The sequence below is a fragment of the Muribacter muris genome (genome assembly GCF_004569585.1).
Classification (GTDB): domain Bacteria; phylum Pseudomonadota; class Gammaproteobacteria; order Enterobacterales; family Pasteurellaceae; genus Muribacter; species Muribacter muris.
The window spans coordinates 53,926-72,051 of record NZ_SPPA01000007.1; the positions used below are offsets into that span (position 1 = coordinate 53,926).

Consider the following 18,126-nt stretch of genomic DNA (forward strand, 5'->3'; position numbering starts at 1 on the left):
TTTCCTCCCAAAAATCAACGGCATACGCCAAATTGTGCCAACCATTCAGGGTGGTGGTTAAGTTGAGTTACCACCCATTTTGCCGTTTGGCGGACATTATTCACCACTGCCCGTGGCGTAATGGTCGCCCCCGTAAATTGATCGAACTGCCCGCCGTCTTTTTTCACTGCCCACTGCGCTTCGCTTTCCACGCTGAAAGTCCGTTGGTTAAAGCTCAAAATCCAATCGGAAATGCGGGTTTCGATTTTATCGCCCAGCCCCGGTGTTTCCTTATGCTCCAAGGTACGCACGCCCAGTACCGTGCCGTCAGGCTGAATACCAATCAGCAGGCGAATATCGCCGGAGTAGCCGTCCGGTGCGGTAGCTTGAATGGCGTAAGCGGTCAGATTCTCCCCTTTTTTTGCCACATAAAGCTGATTTAAAAACGGCGCTTCGGGCAGTGTAATTTGGCGGCAGGTCGCCAAGACATCATTGTCAAAAGAGTGATGCGGGATAACTTCGCCTAATAATTGGCGTTGTTGTGTGGCAATCACATCGTCAATCCGCCCTTTTGTAAGCTGATACACTAAGGTTGAAACAGCACTACAAAGTAGTGCAATCAGCCCCAGTAATAACGCATAACGTGTTGTAATCACGGAGGTTTTCATTCTTTTTCCTTATCGTGTGCCGTATAAACGGGGCTGGGTGTAATGGTCAATCAGCGGCACGCAAATATTTGCCAGTAACACGGCAAACGCTACGCCGTCAGGGTAGTTGCCGTAATAGCGGATTAAATAGACCAATAAGCCGATCAAGCCGCCAAAAATCAGTTTGCCTTTTGGGGTGATGGCGGCGGAAACGGGATCGGTCGCAATAAAAAATGCGCCGAACATCATCGCCCCGCTCAACAGTTGGCTGGCAAGCCCTAAATGACGGGCATTATCCAGCAGTTCCGTCAGCCCGCTTAAGAGGCTGAACATTGCCAGCATTGCAAAGGGAATTTGCCAGTGAATAATTTTCTTATAGATCAACAACAGCCCGCCAACGAGGAAAGCCAAATTCACCTGCCACCAGCCCGTTGCAAAATGTCCGCTGAAAATAACCGCTTGCAATACGCCCTCTAAGCCTTGCTTGGCGATATTGGTTTTGGCACTGTCAAGCGGGGTGGCTTGGCTGATACCATCAATGCTATTCAGTAACTGATGTACCCCGAAACCGTCTGTCGTTACCCCTCGAAAGACTAATGAGAGGCTGTCTGCAAAGGTCGGCGGTTCATTTAAAAGAGAAATCGGCGGCAACCAAGCGGTCATTTCCAGCGGGAAAGAAACCAACAATAACGCATAGCCAATCATCGCCGGATTAAAAATATTCTGCCCCAACCCGCCGTAAACGTGCTTCGCCAGCAATAATGACGTCAGCACGCCAATGCTGATTAACCAATAAGGCGCATAAGGCGGAATAGCAACAGCCAAAATGAAAGCGGTTAATATCCCCGATAAATCGCTTAAATAGAACGTCAATGATTTATGGCGCATCTTCGCCACCGTTAGCTCGATCACTATCGCTAAGCCCAATGCGATTGATACTTGGATCAACACGCCATAGCCGAAAAAATACCCCTGAACGCACAACGCCGGCAGCATTGCCGCAATCACCCATAACATCACGTTCGCCGTTAAACGCTGTGAATGGGTATGCGGGGAACTCATCATCTTAAACATTGCTCTTTCCTAAACTCGCTAAACTCAAATCTTCGGCAAATGCAGGTTAAATCGGATCGTCAGCATACGGATTGCAATCACGGTGCTGACCGTTGCCACATCGATCCAATTACTTTCAAAGCCTGCCTCACGGAATAAAATAAAGATAATGCCGCCAACCAGACTGGCGGTAACATACACTTCCCTTTGCAAAATAATCGGCACTTCGTTACGCAAAATATCCCGAATTAACCCGCCAAAGCAGCCGGTTACGCCACCGAGGGCAATGGAAATCAGCGGGTGTAAGCCAAAATCCAGCCCTTTTTGTACCCCAATAACGGTAAACACACCTAAACCAATCGCATCGAAGATCAGCAAGCCGGTTTTCCAGTAGGCTTTATCGATCGCATTTTTCGCCAATGCTACAATGACGACTGCCACCGAAATCATCGGCACATAAATCGGCTGTTTCATCCAAAAGACCGGCGTACTGCCGATCATCACATCACGCAATGTGCCGCCGCCGACCCCGGTAACAAACGCCAGCACAAACATACCGAAAATATCCATTCGATGTTGGCGGGCGGCAATAGCGCCGGAAATGGCAAATACAACCGTGCCAATCAAATCTTGTATAAACAGAAATGACCAAGGAAATTCAGGAATGAGGCTTGCGATCATTTTCTCTCCGTTCTCAAGTTATGGGTGAATTTGGTTTTACATTCGCCGCTGCGGGATTTTCCTCTATCTCCGGCGATATTGCAGAATTTGGCACAGAACTCACCGCTTGCTGTGCTGCTTTTTTCGCTTTCGCACGGGCAAGGGCGGCGGCAACGGCGGCTTTGCGGGGATCGGCATTTTGCACGCTCGTGTCAGCCGTTACGCTATTTTCTGTAATATCCGCCGCTGCGGGATTTTCCTCTATCTCCGGCGATATTGCAGAATTTGGCACAGAACTCACCGCTTGCCGTGCCGCTTTTTTCGCTTTCGCACGGGCAAGGGCGGCGGCAACGGCGGCTTTGCGGGGATCGGCATTTTGCACGCTCGTGTCAGCCGTTACGCTATTTTCTGTAATATCCGCCGCTGCGGGATTTTCCGCTAACTCCGCCGATATTGCAGAATTTGGCGCAGAACTCACCGCTTGCTGTGCCGCTTTTTTCGCTTTGGCACGGGCAAGGGCGGCGGCAACGGCGGCTTTGCGGGGATCGGCATCTTGCACGCTCGTGTCAGCCGTTACGCTATTTTTCGGCATATCCGCCGCTACGGGATTTTCCGCTATCTCCGCCGATATTGCAGAATTTGGCGCAGAACTCACCGCTTGTTGTGCTGCTTTTTTCGCTTTAGCACGGGCAAGGGCTGCGGCAACGGCAGCTTTGCGGGGATCAGTATTTTGCTCAGTCGTGTCAGCCGTTACGCTATTTTCCGTAATATCCGCCTCTGCGGGATTTTCCGCTATCTCCGCCGATATTGCAGAAACGGCGGCTTTGCGGGGATCGGCATCTTGCACGCTCGTGTCCGCCGTTACGCTATTTTCCGACATATCCGGCGCTGCGGGATTTTCCGCTAACTCCGCCGATGTTGCAGAATTTGGTGCAGAACTCACCGCTTGCTGTGCCGCTTTTTTCGCTTTAGCTCGGGCAAGGGCGGCGGCTACGGCGGCTTTACGGGGATCAGTGTCTTGCACTGTCGTGTCAGACATTACGCTGTTTTTCGGCATATCCGCCGCTGCGGGATTTTCCGCTATCTCCGCCGCTATTGCAGAATTTGGCGCAGAACTCACCGCTTGCTGTGCGGTTTGTTCTGCCTGTTTTGCTAAACGTCTGGCTCGCCGCTGTGCCATTAAATCACGGTTATCCGGTTCGCCGTTTGCATTTGCTACGATTTTCGGCGTTTCGGTTTCGCCGCTGTCAGCTTTTTTCGCTTTCAGGCGGGCAAGGGCGGCTTTGACCGGATCTTCACCTTGGCTGTTTGCCACTTCTTCCCGCCGTTTTTCCGCTGCTTGTTGAATACGGGCGGTGCGGGCTTCTTTTTCTTTGTTGAGCCGTGCTTCACGAGCTTCAAAGCGTTGCTTGGCTTCTTCGGCTTTTTTCGCCTTTTCATCTATTTCAGCCAGTTTGGCTTTTTCTTGGCGGAAATATTGGATCAGCGGGATATAGCTTGGGCAAACGTAGGCACAGACACCGCATTCAATGCAGGCATCAAGGTGATAAGCCTTTGATTTTTCGTGTTCTTCCGCACGGGCGAACCAGTAAAGCTGTTGAGGTAGCAAACCGACCGGACACGCATCGGAGCAACTTGAGCAACGGATACAGTTCCGCTCTGGCTGCGGCGGTGCATACTCGAAATGGTCGGGGGCAATAATGCAGTTAGCGGTTTTGGTTACCGGGGCTTGCAGAGAAGGCAGAATAAAGCCCATCATCGGCCCGCCTAAAAAGACCGGAAAACGCTCGTCCGCTTGGTAATCCACCTGTTCCAAAAGGTGAATAATCGGCGTGCCGAGCCTTGCCCACACATTGCCTTTATTACGGATTTTGTCGCCCGTGAGGGTAACAACCCGCTCAATCAAGGGTTCATCGTCAATTACCGCTCGTTTCACGGCAACCGCAGTGCCGACATTGTGCATTACAATGCCCATTTCAATGCTGCGTTTGCCGTAGGGGATCTCTAGTCCGGTTAAAATTTGGACTAATTGGTCGCTCGCACCGGACGGATATTTGGTTGGAATAACCCGCAGGATAATGTCATTTGCACCTTTCAGCGCTTTTCTGACCGCTTGTATTGCTTTCGGCTTATTATCTTCAATCGCGATCACCACTGCTTCGGGGCGTAGCACATAACGCAAAATGCGGATCCCCTCAATCAGCTCGGCGGCGTGCTCTTGCATTAGCCGATCATCGCAAGTGATGTAAGGCTCACACTCCGCACCGTTGATGATGAGCAGTTGGCAGCGTTTATCGGCATAGTGTAGTTTGCTTGAGGTTGGGAATACCGCACCGCCCAAGCCGGCAATCCCTGCTTGGTAAACTTTTTCGATAATCTGATCGCTTGTCAGATGTAGAAAATCATCAATCGGCTGACGGGCGATCCACTCGTCTTGACCATCCGTTTCGATTACTACGGTTAATTCCGACAAGCCGGACGGGTGGCACGATACATAAGGCTGAATTGCAATCACCGTGCCGGAGGTCGGGCTATGCACAGGGAGCTGGCGATAGTGATCGCCCCGTGTGAGCGGTTGCCCCTTTAGCACTTTCTGCCCTTGGCTGACGATAAGCTCGCCCGCACTACCGGCGTGCTGTACCAGCGGCACATAAAAATATTTCGGTAAATGTAGGGCGCGGATCGGTTTTTGATTTGATTGTTTTTTCATTTCCGGCGGGTGAATACCACCGGGGAACGACCAAGTTCTCCCTTGACGGATACGGTCTAGCACCTCATTTGGATTGCTCACGCGTGCCTCCCTCAATACGTTTATGCTGTAATTCGGTGGTATTGACGATTGGAATGACTAAATTCGGGTCAAATTGCCAATTCCACGTTTGCGGCGTGGGTTTCACTTTGATCATCTCAATGCAGTCTGTCGGGCAAGGGGCAACGCACAGCTCGCAGCCCGTACAAAGATCGGCGATAACCGTGTGCATCGCTTTATTTGTGCCGATGATGGCATCCACAGGGCAAGCCTGAATACATTTGGTGCAGCCGATACACATTGCTTCGTCAATTAAGGCGACTTTGGTTTCCGGCGTTTCGCCCTCCATTTCCGGTACGTCCACGCCCATTAAATCGGCAATTTTGACCACCAGTGGCGGCCCGCCCGGCACGCATTTGGTGATTTGATCGCCATTGGCAATCGCCTCGGCGTAAGGTTTGCAGCCGGGGTAGCCGCACTGACCGCATTGGCTTTGCGGCAGTAACGCATCAATTTGTTCGACAATTGGATCGGCTTCCACTTTTAATTTAATGGAAGAATAGCCCAAAATTGCCCCGAAAATCAGGGCTATCAGGGCGATAATCGCCATAATCAGATAGAGAATTGATTGATCTAACATTAAACTTTGACTAAACCGGTAAAGCCCATAAAGGCGAGGGACATTAAACCTGCGGTGATTAACGCAATAGACGCACCTTGAAAGGCGTGCGGCACATCGGCGGCGACCAAACGCTCACGCAAAGCGGAAAACAGGATCAGTACGAGGGAAAAACCGGCGGCAGCGCCGAAGCCGTACAGTACCGATTCGACCAAATTATTGGCTAAATTCACGTTCAGTAACGCCACGCCCAATACGGCGCAATTGGTGGTAATCAGCGGTAAATAAATGCCGAGTAAACGGTAAAGGGTCGGGCTGGTTTTGTGTACGATCATTTCCGTTAATTGAACGATCACGGCAATCACTAAAATAAATACAAGCGTGCGTAAAAATTGGGCATCTAACGGCATCAGTAAATACCGTTCGACTAAATAGGCTGCCAATGACGCCACCGTCAGCACAAAGGTGGTCGCCAGCCCCATTCCGATAGCGGTTTCCACTTTTTTGGAGACCCCCATAAACGGGCATAACCCTAAAAATTTCACCAGCACAAAATTGTTAATTAACGCCGTGCCGATAATCAATAACAGATATTTCACGCCTTTTCCCACAAAATCATTGCAAAAATGGCGGATATTATCCGTTTTTTCACGCCAATGAACAACACCCTTTGCCAAACATTACGCAGCAAGCGCCTCGATCCGAAGAGAAATGAGCAATTTTTTGGCTTGAATGGCTAAAATTGCGATCTCGTTCACATTTCTGATTAAAATTTAACGTTTTTCTTACAAGTTGATTGTTATCGTTCATCTTTATTGCTAATTTGTCTATACAAATTTCACGCATATGACAGGAGCAAACGATGACAACCTTTACCCGTACCGATCCAAACCGCATTATTTCAGCCCCAACCGGCACACAGTTAAATTGTAAAAGCTGGCTGACGGAAGCACCGTTTAGAATGATTCAAAATAATCTTCACCCAGATGTAGCAGAAAACCCGCAAAGCCTTGTGGTATATGGCGGCATTGGGCGTGCGGCACGCAATTGGGAATGCTACGATCAGATTTTAGCCAGTTTGAAAACCTTAAATGACGATCAGACGCTGATTGTGCAATCGGGCAAGCCTGTTGGGATTTTTCAAACGCACGCAGACGCACCGAGGGTGCTGATTGCCAATTCCAACCTCGTACCACGTTGGGCAACTTGGGAGCATTTCAATCAGCTCGATCAACAAGATCTGTTTATGTACGGGCAGATGACGGCGGGCAGTTGGATCTACATTGGCACACAAGGCATTGTACAGGGGACATACGAAACCTTTACGGAGGCGGGTCGCCAACATTACCAAGGCAGTTGGCAAGGGCGTTGGATTTTAACCGCAGGCTTGGGCGGAATGGGCGGTGCGCAACCGCTGGCGGCAACCTTTGCTGGTGCAGTATCGTTGAATATTGAGTGCCAACAATCCAGTATTGATTTCCGCTTACGCACGGGCTATGTCGATAAACAGGCGAATGATCTGGATCACGCCTATCAGTTAATCAAGGAGCATACCGCTAAAGGCGAGGCGGTATCAATCGCCCTACTGGGCAATGCGGCAGAGATTTTGCCGGAGATCGTCAAGCGGGCGAAAAACGGCGAGATTAAACCGGATTTTGTTACCGACCAAACCTCCGCTCACGATCTGATCCACGGCTATTTGCCAATCGGGTGGACGGTTGAAGCGTGGAAAGCCGCCCAAACCGATCCCGCCAAACACGCCGAGCTAAAAACCGCAGCGGCAAAATCGTGTGCCGTTCACGTTCAAGCGATATTGGATTTACAGGCAATGGGCGTGCCGGCGACCGATTACGGCAATAATATCCGCCAAGTCGCCTTTGATGAAGGGGTGAAAGAGGCGTTTAACTTCCCCGGTTTCGTGCCGGCGTATATCCGCCCGCTATTTTGTCAGGGTAAAGGCCCGTTCCGTTGGGTCGCGCTTTCCGGCGATCCGGAAGATATTTATAAAACCGATCAAAAAATCAAGGAACTGTTTCCTGATAATCACCACGTCCATCGTTGGCTGGATATGGCGCAGGATCGTATTCATTTCCAAGGCTTACCTGCCCGCATTTGCTGGCTAGGCTTAGGCGAACGGGATAAAGCGGGTTTAGCATTTAATGAAATGGTGAAAAACGGTGAATTAAAAGCACCGATTGTGATCGGGCGTGATCATCTGGATACCGGCTCCGTTGCCAGCCCAAATCGTGAAACGGAAAATATGAAAGACGGTACGGACGCGGTGTCCGACTGGGCATTGCTGAACGGAATGCTCAACGTTGCAGGCGGAGCGACTTGGGTTTCGCTACACCACGGCGGCGGTGTGGGTATGGGCTATTCTCAACATTCGGGAATGGTGATTGTAGCAGACGGCACAGAGGCGGCGGCAAAACGGCTGGCTCGTGTGTTGGTCAATGACTGCGGCAGCGGCGTAATGCGCCACGCCGATGCGGGCTACGAGCTTGCCATTCAAACGGCGAAACAGTACGGGCTGAATTTACCGATGATGAAATAACCCGTTATTTTGCATAAATACAGGCTGAACCGACCGCTTGTATTTATGCTAATCCCCTTTTATCGCTATTTCAACACAACAATGATTAAATAAGGAGTTGAAGTATGACCTTTCCTTCAGATACAACATCACCACCGCTAAAGCCCCGTGCGATTGCGTTATTACAAATGGTTGTGTTCAGCACAATCGGCATTTTAATGTTTTTTATTCCGTTTGAATTATCGGGCAAAAACACGATTTTGTTCGACCATATCGCCAGTTATTTAGTCCATCAACAACGAGGAATTGCGCTGTTCCTGCTGGTTTTGCTGATCTTATACGGCGTGTTTAAACCGTTTTTTGATCACAGTTGGCGGAAAAATCTCACCCACAAAATCCTCACGCTCTTTAAAATTATCGGGCTGGTGATTGCCGCACTTTACTTAACGGATAACGCACCGGCACTGCTAATGAGCAAAGATATGCTGCCTTTTCTGTTTGAAAAACTGGCATTACCGGTGGGAATGATTGTGCCGATCGGGGCGTTAATTTTAGCCTTTTTGATTGGCTTTGGTTTATTGGAAATGATGGGCGTACTAATGCAGCCGATTATGCGCCCGATTTGGCGTACGCCGGGCGCATCGGCGATCGATGCGGTCGCCTCGTTTGTCGGCAGCTACTCTGTGGCATTATTGATTACCAATCGGGTCTATTTACAGGGGCAATATTCGGCACGGGAAGCGGTGATTATTGCAACCGGATTTTCAACGGTTTCAACGGCGTTTATGGTGATTATTGCGAAAACCTTAAATCTTATGCCGTTTTGGATGCTCTATTTTTGGTCGGCAATGATTGTAACCTTTGCGGTTACCGCGATTACCGCCCGCCTGCCACCGATTAGCCGCATAGATAATCAAAATAGCCGCCCTGAACAACCTCTTCACTGGACGGCACGTTTTCGGGTGGCAGTTGAAACGGGCATTCACACTGCGCAATCCACAGGCAGTCTTTGGCGGGTATTGTGGCTGAATTTGCGGGACGGTATTGAAATGGCAGCCGCTATTGTGCCTTCCATTCTCGCTATCGGCTTGGTCGGTTTACTCCTTGCCAAATATACGCCGACCTTCGATCTATTAGGGCTAATTCTCTCGCCGTTTACGTGGTTGGCAGGGCTTGCCGAGCCAATGACTGCGGCTAAAGGGATTTCTGCCGGTCTCGCCGAAATGTTTTTACCCGCACTAATGCTGGCAGAAAGCGATACATTGACCCGCTTTGTTGTGGCGATTGTGTCCGTCAGCAGTATTCTCTTTTTCTCGGCGATGATCCCTTGCTTACTGGCAACCCAAATTCCGCTTTCGCTGCCGAAAATGTTGATGATTTGGTTTCAGCGTACCGCCCTTAGCATTGTACTGGCAGGGGCTATCGGGCAACTTGCCGCCGCTTTCGGCTGGCTTTACTAAGGGGGAAATATGTCTGTCAAATACACCGCTTTCGAGCAGGCTGTCTATACCGGTCGCCAAGAACCTTATGAAAATACGCTGGCACAGTATTGGTATCAACATATCCACACTTTCGAGCAGCAACCTATCGCTTTGCTCGGTTTTGCCTGCGATCAGGGGGTAAACCGCAATCAAGGGCGGATCGGGGCGAAATATGCCCCACGCATTATTAAATCAGCCCTCGCTAAATTGCCTATCAGTTGGGCATTACAGCAACGATATGCCGAGCAACTTTCCGCTTTAGTGGGCGATGCAGGGGAAATCCACTGCCAAGATGAGGATCGCATTATCCCTGAACTATTAGAGCAAGCGCAGCACCAATACGCCGATAGCATTGCTGCTATTGTGGCGCAAAATCGACTTGCCATCGGGATTGGCGGCGGACACGAAATAGCATGGGGGAGCTTTTTAGGGCTGCATCAAGGTTTGTCCGCACAGCATTCTGCGCTGAACATCGGCGTGATCAACCTTGATGCCCACCTCGATCTGCGTCAGGATCAATATGCGACTTCCGGCACGCCGTTTCGCCAAATTGCCGAATACCTTGCTACAAGCGGTCAGCTCTTGGCCTATTTTTGCATTGGCGTGAGTGAATTTGCTAATACGGCGGCACTGTTTGAGCGGGCAAAAGCACTGAAAGTAAAAATGCTCTCTGATAACGATTGTTACCGTCTCACTTGGCAGGTAATTGAATCGCAAATTTTAGCCTTTATCGCACCGCTTGATCGCCTCTACCTCACCATTGATCTGGATTGTTTGAACGCAGGTACAATGCCGGCAGTCAGTGCCGTGGCGGCGAAAGGGCTGCCCTTAGATTTTGTCGAACGCTGTATTTCAACCATTATCCAAAGCGGCAAAGTCAGCGTAATCGACATTGCTGAGTACAACCCACACTACGATATTGACGGGCGTGGCGCAAAAGTGGCGGCAAGGCTGCTCGCCTTAATCTCAGAACAGCAACTATTAAACGGAGAATAGCAAATGCACGCAGAGCTTTTAATTACGCATACACATCTTGCCACAATGAATGAAGCATTTGGTTTTGATTTATACCGAAAGGATAGTGAACCTTACGGGCAAATAACAGACGGTGCATTAGCCGTTTCACAAGGTAAAATTATTTGGCTAGGCAAAATGCAAGATCTGCCGCCGATTAAAGCGGAGCAGGTATGGAATGCGAAAGGAAAATGGCTTACCCCTGCTTTGATTGATTGCCATACCCACCTTGTGTATGCCGGCAATCGCAGTAATGAATTTGAAGCACGGCTGACCGGCACAAGCTACGAAACGATCGCTAAACAAGGCGGCGGTATTCTGGCGACAGTCAATGCCACCCGTCAGGCAAGTTTTGACACATTATGCCAGTCGGCAGAAAAACGGCTTAGCGATTTGATAGCGCAAGGGGTGGCAACGGTAGAAATCAAATCGGGCTACGGGCTGGATTTGGCAACGGAGCGGAAAATGCTGAAAGTCGCTCGCCATTTAGCCGATAAGTACGGCATCATGGTAAAAACCACTTATTTAGCAGCACACTCCACCCCGCAAGAGTATCAAGGGCGAGAAGCTGCGTATATCGAGCAAGTTTGCGAGTGGCTAGTGATCTTAGCTCAAGAAGGGCTGATCGATGCCGTTGATGCCTTTTGTGAACATATTGCATTTACCCCTGCGCAAGTCAAACGCCTGTTTGAGCAAGCCAAACAGCTAGGACTGCCGGTTAAATTACACGCCGAGCAGCTTTCCGACTCCGGCGGTGGCGGATTAGTCGCAGAATTTGGCGGCTTATCCGCCGACCATATCGAATATTTAAGCGAAGAAAGTATTACAAAAATGGCACAAGCGGGAACGGTCGGCGTGCTTTTACCCACTGCTTTTTATCTGTTAAGGGAAACACAACACCCGCCGATTGCGGCAATGCGGCAAGCCGGGCTGAAAATGGCGGTTTCGACCGATTGCAACCCCGGCACTTCGCCCTCTACTTCATTGCTACTGGCGATGAATATGGCGTGTACTTTATTTAGGCTCACACCGGAGGAAGCCCTAGCCGGCACAACTTACCACGCCGCTTGCGCATTGGGCATACAAAATCACAAAGGGAAATTAGCCGTCGGTTATGATGCGGATCTCTGCTTGTGGGAGATTGATCGCCCCGCCGATTTGAGTTATCTCATCGGGCAAAATCGGTTGGCAGCCCTTTATATCGGCGGCAAAGCCGTGGCATATCAGCCTCAAAGCTGACCGCTGAATTGGAAACGTTCGCCGGCGTGCCACATATTGACATAAGTTACCACCTGCCCTTGTGAGCAAGTGCTACGGCTTAAACGTAGCACTGCTGAAGGTCTTGATAAATTTAAGGCGGCAGCGACATTGTCGGTAGCTAAGACGGCACTAATGGCGTATTGCCCGCTTTCGAGCGGCACAAGGGCAATTAAATAGTCGCTGGTATTCACCACACTGAAATCCTGCTCTAAAAATGCAGGGACGAAGCGGCTATCCACCCAGCGTTCTTCATATTGTAACGGTTCATTATCTGCGTAATGCACAATCTCAACGGAGAATATCGGCGTGTTTTCCGGCATATTTGGCTTTTCACTGTTCAGAAAAGCGGCTTTTACCGCAGGCGGTAGGGCATTAAAGGGCTGACTGGTAAGTGTCAATACTTCGGCACGGTATTGCCGTTTTGCTTGTTTAATATCTTTGGCAATGTTACGCACTTCAATAAACGTATGGTTGAACTGCTGTTGGGCGACCATTGTTCCCGACCCCTGACGGCGTACCAACACCCGTTCCGCCGTCAGCTCTTTAAGCGCCCGATTGACCGTCATTCGAGACACGCCAAATTCTCGGCTTAACGCCATTTCTGTCGGAATTGTGCTACCCGCTTTCCAACGCCCCTCGTGAATGCGGGATAAAATCGTGTTTTTAATCTGCAAGTAAGCCGGTAGAGGCTTATTGCCGGAAGCCGTTATGTGCATTGTGCCGGAAATCTCAATCATAAAAAGGCTATTATCGGCTTTTTCACCTGAGGCGCAACCGCCTTTCGAGAAAAATCCAATATTATTAGCAGTTGCACAAAGTTGTTTTTTGTTCGCTTGTAGGGACACACTGCGTGTGTCCGGATTTTAACCAATTGAAATAATTTGATTTTTATAAAAGGACACACGCAGTGTGTCCCTACATTCTGTTAAAATGTCTATTTTTGTGCATTTGCTACATAATACGGGAAAAATCGGTAATAAGCGGTCAGATAAGGTGAAAAATCGGCAAAACGGTCTGGCTAATTGCAGCAATTTGTAAACCTTGCACGAATAAGAATAATTCTTATTGACAGCATTTTACGAACCTTTTAGAATTTTGCCGTTTTTATCGACATAATAAAGCCCTATGGAGGAAATCCAATGAAAAAATCCCTTTCAACCCTTGCGTTATCCCTGTCTGCTTTAGCGTCCACTTCTGCCTTTGCCGCTAACGAAGTGAATGTCTATTCTTACCGTCAGCCTTATTTAATTGAGCCGATGCTGAAAGAATTTGAAAAAGAGAGCGGGATTAAGGTGAATGTGATCTTTGCCGATAAAGGTTTGGTTGAGCGTGTGAAGCAAGAAGGCGAGCTAAGCCCGGCAGACGTGCTACTAACGGTGGATATTTCCCGTGTAATGCAAATTGTCAATGACGGCTTAGCCCAACCGTTTAGCACCAAAACATTACAAGAGAATATTCCGGCGCAGTTCCGTGATTCCGAAGGTAAATGGTACGGTTTAACCACACGGGCGCGTGTGATCTACTCTTCCAAAGATCGTGTCGGTAAACTACCGGCGGATTTCGGCTACCTTGATTTAGCCAAACCGGAATACAAAGGCAAAGTTTGCGTACGTTCAGGTAAAAGCGCTTATAACGTATCATTATTTGCTTCAATGATTGAACATTACGGCGAAGCGAAAACGAAAGCGTTCTTGGAAGCCTTAAAAGCAAATCTTGCCCGCAAACCGCAAGGCGGCGACCGTGATCAAGTCAAAGCGATCAAAGAAGGTATCTGCGACTATTCTTTAGGCAACAGCTACTACTACGGTAAGATGCTTGATGACGAAAAACAAAGATCGTGGGCAGAAGCAGCGGTGATTAACTTCCCGGCAGGCAAATACGGCACACACGTTAATATTAGTGGCGTTGCGTTAGCGAAATATGCCCCGAACAAAGCCAATGCGGTGAAATTAGTCGAGTATTTAAGCGGTGAAAATGCGCAAAAATTATATGCGACATTAAACCACGAATATCCGGTTAAAGTCGGCGTTGAACCGTCCGATTTAGTCAAAGGTTGGGGTTCGTTCACAGCGGATACCCTTAAACTTGAAACAATCGCCAAAAACTATGAAAAAGCATTAAAATTGGTTGATGAAGTCAAATTTGATGAATTTTAATCATTAAAGTGCGTTTTAATTGATTGACGAGCTTTAACAAGCGGTGAGATCTTCACTAAAATTTGTTAAAGCTCGTTTTGGCATTTAAAATAAGCCCCTTAATTTATCATTTACAGAAAAATGAACCTCCGTTACCTCCCTTGGAAATTCTCGGCAATTCTAACTGCCCTGTTTATTTTATTGCCGTTACTGGCGATTGGCTATCACGCCCTCAGCGGTGAAATGGATAACCTACGCCATTTATGGCAAACAATGTTGGGTAGTTATGTGATCAACTCGGCATTATTGGTGATTGGTACGGTCGGGCTGGCATTGCTGTTTGCGCTGCCGTCTGCGTGGTTGGTCGCTAATTATCAATTTTGGGGGCAACGCTCACTACAATGGCTATTGTGCCTACCGCTGGCAATGCCCGCTTACCTGATTGCCTATCTTTATACGGATCTGCTTGATTATTCCGGTGCATTTCAGGGATTACTACGGGAAATTTTCGGCTGGCAACGCCCAAGCGACTATTGGTTTCCCCAAATCCGCACCCTGTACGGTGCGTGCTTTGTGCTGGCATTGGTACTTTACCCCTATATTTTCCTGCTGGTAAGAGTGGCATTTTTGGAGCAATCGGAAAATTTACTCCACAGTGCCAAAATAATGGGCGCTTCGCCGAGCCAAATTTTCCGCCGTATTACCTTTCCGATGATCAGACCGGCAATCGCCGTGGGCATCGCTTTAGTCGCAATGGAAACCTTAGGCGATTTCGGTACGGTCGCCTATTTCGCCGTGCCGACATTAACCACGGCAATTTATGACTCGTGGTTGAGTTTTCACGATTTAGGCACAGCGAGCCGCATTGCGATTTTTATGCTGCTGATGATTTTCCTGTTTATATGCTTGGAACAGTACAGCCGCCGCCAACAAAAAAATTATCAGCGGGGCTATGAGAAAAAAACCGCCTTTAAAACCTTATCCCGCTGGCAAACTGTCTTGGCACTGGCGTGGTGCTGGGGGCTTTTGGGGCTGGCATTTTTTATCCCGTTCGGACGGTTGATTTTTTGGGCTTTTCACTATTTCGAGCAATCGTGGAACTTAGATTTCGTCAAATTTGCGTTAAATAGCCTCAAAGTGTCTGCAATTGCAGCGATTTGCACGGTTTCGGTTGCGCTATTGCTCCATTTAGCGCACCGCCTTTCAAAAGAGAGCAAATTTTTTGCCCGAACCACCCGCTTGTCGTTAGGGCTGTCCAGTTTTGGCTACGCCATTCCCGGTACGGTACTGGCAATCGGCTTACTCTCACCGCTTACCTTCGCCGATCACCAGTTACACAGTTTGCTAAAATCAATGGGATTATCGCCGGTAGGACTGATTTTCTCCGGTTCACTGTTCGCCTTAGTGCTGGCTTATACAATTCGCTTTTTGGCAATGGCGATCGGCAGCCTTGATGCGTGCTTGGGGCGTGTTTCACCTTCGTTGGATATGGCAAGTCAAACAATGGGGCAAAGCGGCTTACCGATGTTTAAACGGATACATATCCCATTGATTTATAAAGGGTTAATTACTGCAACCTTGATGGTATTTATTGAGAGTATGAAAGAGCTGAATGCTTCATTATTACTACGCCCTTTCAATTTCGATACTCTCGCTACCTACGTTTTTACCTTTACTTCCGATGAACAATTAGAACGTGCCGCCCTGCCTGCCATTGTGCTGGTGTTGGTCGGGCTGATTCCGGTCATTTGGCTGACACGTTCCCTGATCTCCCAATCACAAAAAGGGCGTTAAAATGACATTATTAGCAATTCAAAATTTAAGTTGCCAATTCGGGCAAAATCACATTTTACAATCATTGGATTTAGAGGTGGGGGAAAACGAAATTGTCTGTTTACTGGGAGCAAGCGGCTGCGGTAAAACCACGCTACTTAAAGCGATTGCCGGCTTACTGCCAACCAGTAGCGGCACAGTAACATTGGCAGGAAAAGCCGTTCACTGCTGCCGTGTAGAAGATCGCAAAATCGGGCTGATTTTTCAGGATTACGCACTCTTTCCGCATTTGAACGTAGCGGATAATATCCAATTCGGCTTAACCAAGCTGGACAAAACCACGCGTCAGGAGATAATGAGCAAAATGCTCAATGTCGTGAAATTAGCCGGCTTTGAAAAACGCTTCCCCCACGAACTTTCCGGCGGGCAGCAGCAGCGGGTGGCCATCGCCAGAGCCTTAGCCTGTAAACCGGAATTACTGCTACTGGACGAGCCGTTTTCGAATATCGACAGCCAAACCCGCTATGCAATGATCCAAGAAATCAAACAGATCTTAAAAAGCCAAAATGTACCGGCGATTTTCGTCACGCACAGTAAAGAGGAAGCCTTTGCGTTTGCGGACAAAATTGCGGTAATGGATCGGGGCAAAATTGTCCAGCTCGGCACACCCACTGCCTTGTATCATAACCCGATCAACCGCTTCGTTGCCGATTTTTTAGGCGGTACAAACTATTTAGACTGCGAAATTTATGCCGATCACAGCCTGCAAAGCCCGATCGGTCGCTATCATCTTTTCCCTGAGATGCACTATGCACCGGGCAAGTATCAATGGCTGCTCCGCCCCGAACAAATCTTGCTTAAACAAGACGAGAACGGGCAAGGTACGGTGGCTGAAAAATTGTTCTTAGGGCAGTATTACCGCTACCAAATTGCAATAAACGGCATCTATCTAACCGCTTACCAACTGGCAGATTTCCCCTTACACGCTAACGTGAGCGTAGGCTTTCAGTGTCGGGAGCTGGTCTTTTTCAACTAAAAAAATCCCGCAAATGCGGGATTTTTTTATTTTATGGCTTGCTCAATCACTCCGCCGCCAAGGCACACTTCCTCTTGGTAGAAAACAGCAGATTGACCGGGCGTAACCGCAATTTGTGGCTCATCGAAAATAACCCTAATAGTGTCATCATCAATCGGTTGGATTTCGCACGCAATATCCGCTTGGCGATAGCGGGTTTTCACCGTACAGCGCAGATTTTGACGAATTGGTTGGCGATCGACCCAATGCAATTGCGCGGCGATTAGCCCTTTTGAGAGCAGGGCGGAATTATCCTGCCCCTGCGCCACGATCAAGACGTTCTGTTCAACATCTTTTTCAACAACATACCACGCATTTTCTGCCGCCCCTTTGACCCCGCCAATGCCTAAGCCCTTGCGTTGCCCCAGAGTATGGTACATCAAACCGTCGTGGCGACCGATAACCTGACCGTCCAACGTCTTAATCTCGCCGGATTGTGCCGGCAAATAGCGGGCTAGGAAATCCTTGAACTTACGCTCGCCGATAAAACAGATACCGGTCGAATCCTTTTTCTTCGCCGTTGCCAGCCCTAAGTCTTCGGCAATCGCCCGTACAATCGGTTTTTCTAATTCACCGACGGGAAACAAACTTTGCGCAACTTGCTGTTTGCTCAACGTATAGAGGAAATAACTTTGATCTTTATTACTATCCAGACCCCGTAATAATTGAGGTTGTTGAGCGTGCGGAGAACAGCGGACATAATGTCCGGTAGCAATATAATCCGCCCCTAAATCTTCCGCAGCATATTCCAAAAAGGCTTTGAATTTAATCTCTTTATTACACAAAATATCCGGATTTGGTGTGCGTCCTGCCTTGTATTCCGCTAAAAAATGTTCGAAAACATTATCCCAATATTCTGCGGCAAAATTGATTTTGTGTAATTTTATCCCTAACTTATCGCAGACTGCCTGAGCATCAGCAAGATCGGCAGCGGCAGTGCAGTAGTCCGTATCGTCATCTTCTTCCCAATTCTTCATAAACAAGCCTTCTACTAGATAGCCTTGTTGCTGAAGAATGAAAGCAGATACGGAAGAGTCCACCCCGCCGGACATTCCGCAAATCACTTTCTTTTTACGGTTTTCGGCAAGTTGTTCTGCGGTTAATTGAGGGAAAATTTTATTGTAAGTTATTGATTTCATTTTTATAAC

15 protein-coding genes are annotated in these 18,126 nt (G+C 48.6%); 7 read left to right on the top strand and 8 right to left on the bottom strand.

Annotated elements, in window-relative coordinates:
• Positions 1-14 precede the first annotated feature (14 nt).
• Genes rsxG through rsxA form a run of 6 tightly spaced genes read right to left on the bottom strand, consistent with a single transcriptional unit; the run spans position 15 to position 6,306 of the window.
• The gene (gene rsxG / locus E4T80_RS04490) at positions 15-647 is read right to left on the bottom strand and encodes an electron transport complex subunit RsxG (protein ID WP_135055365.1); all 633 of its coding nucleotides are present in this window, start codon (positions 645-647) and stop codon (positions 15-17) included.
• A 9-nt stretch (positions 648-656) separates the two neighbouring features.
• Entirely contained in the window at positions 657-1,700 is a 1,044-nt protein-coding gene (gene rsxD, locus E4T80_RS04495) for an electron transport complex subunit RsxD (RefSeq protein WP_135055368.1), read from the bottom strand.
• A 24-nt stretch (positions 1,701-1,724) separates the two neighbouring features.
• Complete coding sequence (locus E4T80_RS04500; RefSeq protein ID WP_135055371.1) at positions 1,725-2,360, bottom strand: trimeric intracellular cation channel family protein; 636 nt, start codon at positions 2,358-2,360, stop codon at positions 1,725-1,727.
• A 13-nt stretch (positions 2,361-2,373) separates the two neighbouring features.
• The gene (gene rsxC / locus E4T80_RS04505) at positions 2,374-5,130 is read right to left on the bottom strand and encodes an electron transport complex subunit RsxC (RefSeq protein ID WP_135055374.1); all 2,757 of its coding nucleotides are present in this window, start codon (positions 5,128-5,130) and stop codon (positions 2,374-2,376) included.
• Complete coding sequence (gene rsxB, locus E4T80_RS04510) at positions 5,114-5,728, bottom strand: electron transport complex subunit RsxB (RefSeq protein WP_047976038.1); 615 nt, start codon at positions 5,726-5,728, stop codon at positions 5,114-5,116. The genes rsxC and rsxB overlap by 17 nt, the downstream gene beginning before the upstream one ends.
• Positions 5,728-6,306, bottom strand: a complete 579-nt coding sequence (gene rsxA, locus E4T80_RS04515; RefSeq protein ID WP_135055461.1) for an electron transport complex subunit RsxA — start codon at positions 6,304-6,306, stop codon at positions 5,728-5,730. The genes rsxB and rsxA overlap by 1 nt, the downstream gene beginning before the upstream one ends.
• Before the next feature lie 263 nt (positions 6,307-6,569).
• Between rsxA and hutU the strand changes: the two genes are divergently transcribed.
• From hutU to hutI, 4 genes are all read left to right on the top strand, one after another.
• A complete protein-coding gene (gene hutU / locus E4T80_RS04520) occupies positions 6,570-8,261 on the top strand; it encodes a urocanate hydratase (RefSeq protein ID WP_135055377.1) in 1,692 nt (563 codons plus the stop codon).
• A gap of 104 nt (positions 8,262-8,365) precedes the next feature.
• A complete protein-coding gene (locus E4T80_RS04525) occupies positions 8,366-9,700 on the top strand; it encodes a YjiH family protein (protein WP_135055380.1) in 1,335 nt (444 codons plus the stop codon).
• A 9-nt stretch (positions 9,701-9,709) separates the two neighbouring features.
• Positions 9,710-10,717 (top strand): formimidoylglutamase, encoded by a 1,008-nt coding sequence (gene hutG / locus E4T80_RS04530; protein ID WP_135055383.1) that lies wholly within the window; start codon positions 9,710-9,712, stop codon positions 10,715-10,717.
• 3 nt (positions 10,718-10,720) lie between these two features.
• Positions 10,721-11,974 (top strand): imidazolonepropionase, encoded by a 1,254-nt coding sequence (gene hutI, locus E4T80_RS04535; protein WP_135055386.1) that lies wholly within the window; start codon positions 10,721-10,723, stop codon positions 11,972-11,974.
• Here hutI and E4T80_RS04540 read toward each other — a convergent pair.
• Entirely contained in the window at positions 11,965-12,732 is a 768-nt protein-coding gene (locus E4T80_RS04540) for a UTRA domain-containing protein (RefSeq protein WP_209304367.1), read from the bottom strand. The genes hutI and E4T80_RS04540 overlap by 10 nt on opposite strands.
• Positions 12,733-13,134: 402 nt before the next feature.
• Between E4T80_RS04540 and E4T80_RS04545 the strand changes: the two genes are divergently transcribed.
• From E4T80_RS04545 to E4T80_RS04555, 3 genes are all read left to right on the top strand, one after another.
• Entirely contained in the window at positions 13,135-14,151 is a 1,017-nt protein-coding gene (locus E4T80_RS04545; RefSeq protein ID WP_135055389.1) for a Fe(3+) ABC transporter substrate-binding protein, read from the top strand.
• Positions 14,152-14,271: 120 nt separating this feature from the next.
• A complete protein-coding gene (locus E4T80_RS04550) occupies positions 14,272-15,924 on the top strand; it encodes an ABC transporter permease (protein WP_135055392.1) in 1,653 nt (550 codons plus the stop codon).
• A gap of 1 nt (position 15,925) precedes the next feature.
• The gene (locus tag E4T80_RS04555; RefSeq protein WP_135055395.1) at positions 15,926-16,939 is read left to right on the top strand and encodes an ABC transporter ATP-binding protein; all 1,014 of its coding nucleotides are present in this window, start codon (positions 15,926-15,928) and stop codon (positions 16,937-16,939) included.
• A gap of 26 nt (positions 16,940-16,965) precedes the next feature.
• On the opposite strand, the gene mnmA is transcribed toward E4T80_RS04555, so the two are convergent.
• Positions 16,966-18,117, bottom strand: a complete 1,152-nt coding sequence (gene mnmA, locus E4T80_RS04560; protein WP_135055398.1) for a tRNA 2-thiouridine(34) synthase MnmA — start codon at positions 18,115-18,117, stop codon at positions 16,966-16,968.
• Positions 18,118-18,126 lie beyond the last annotated feature (9 nt).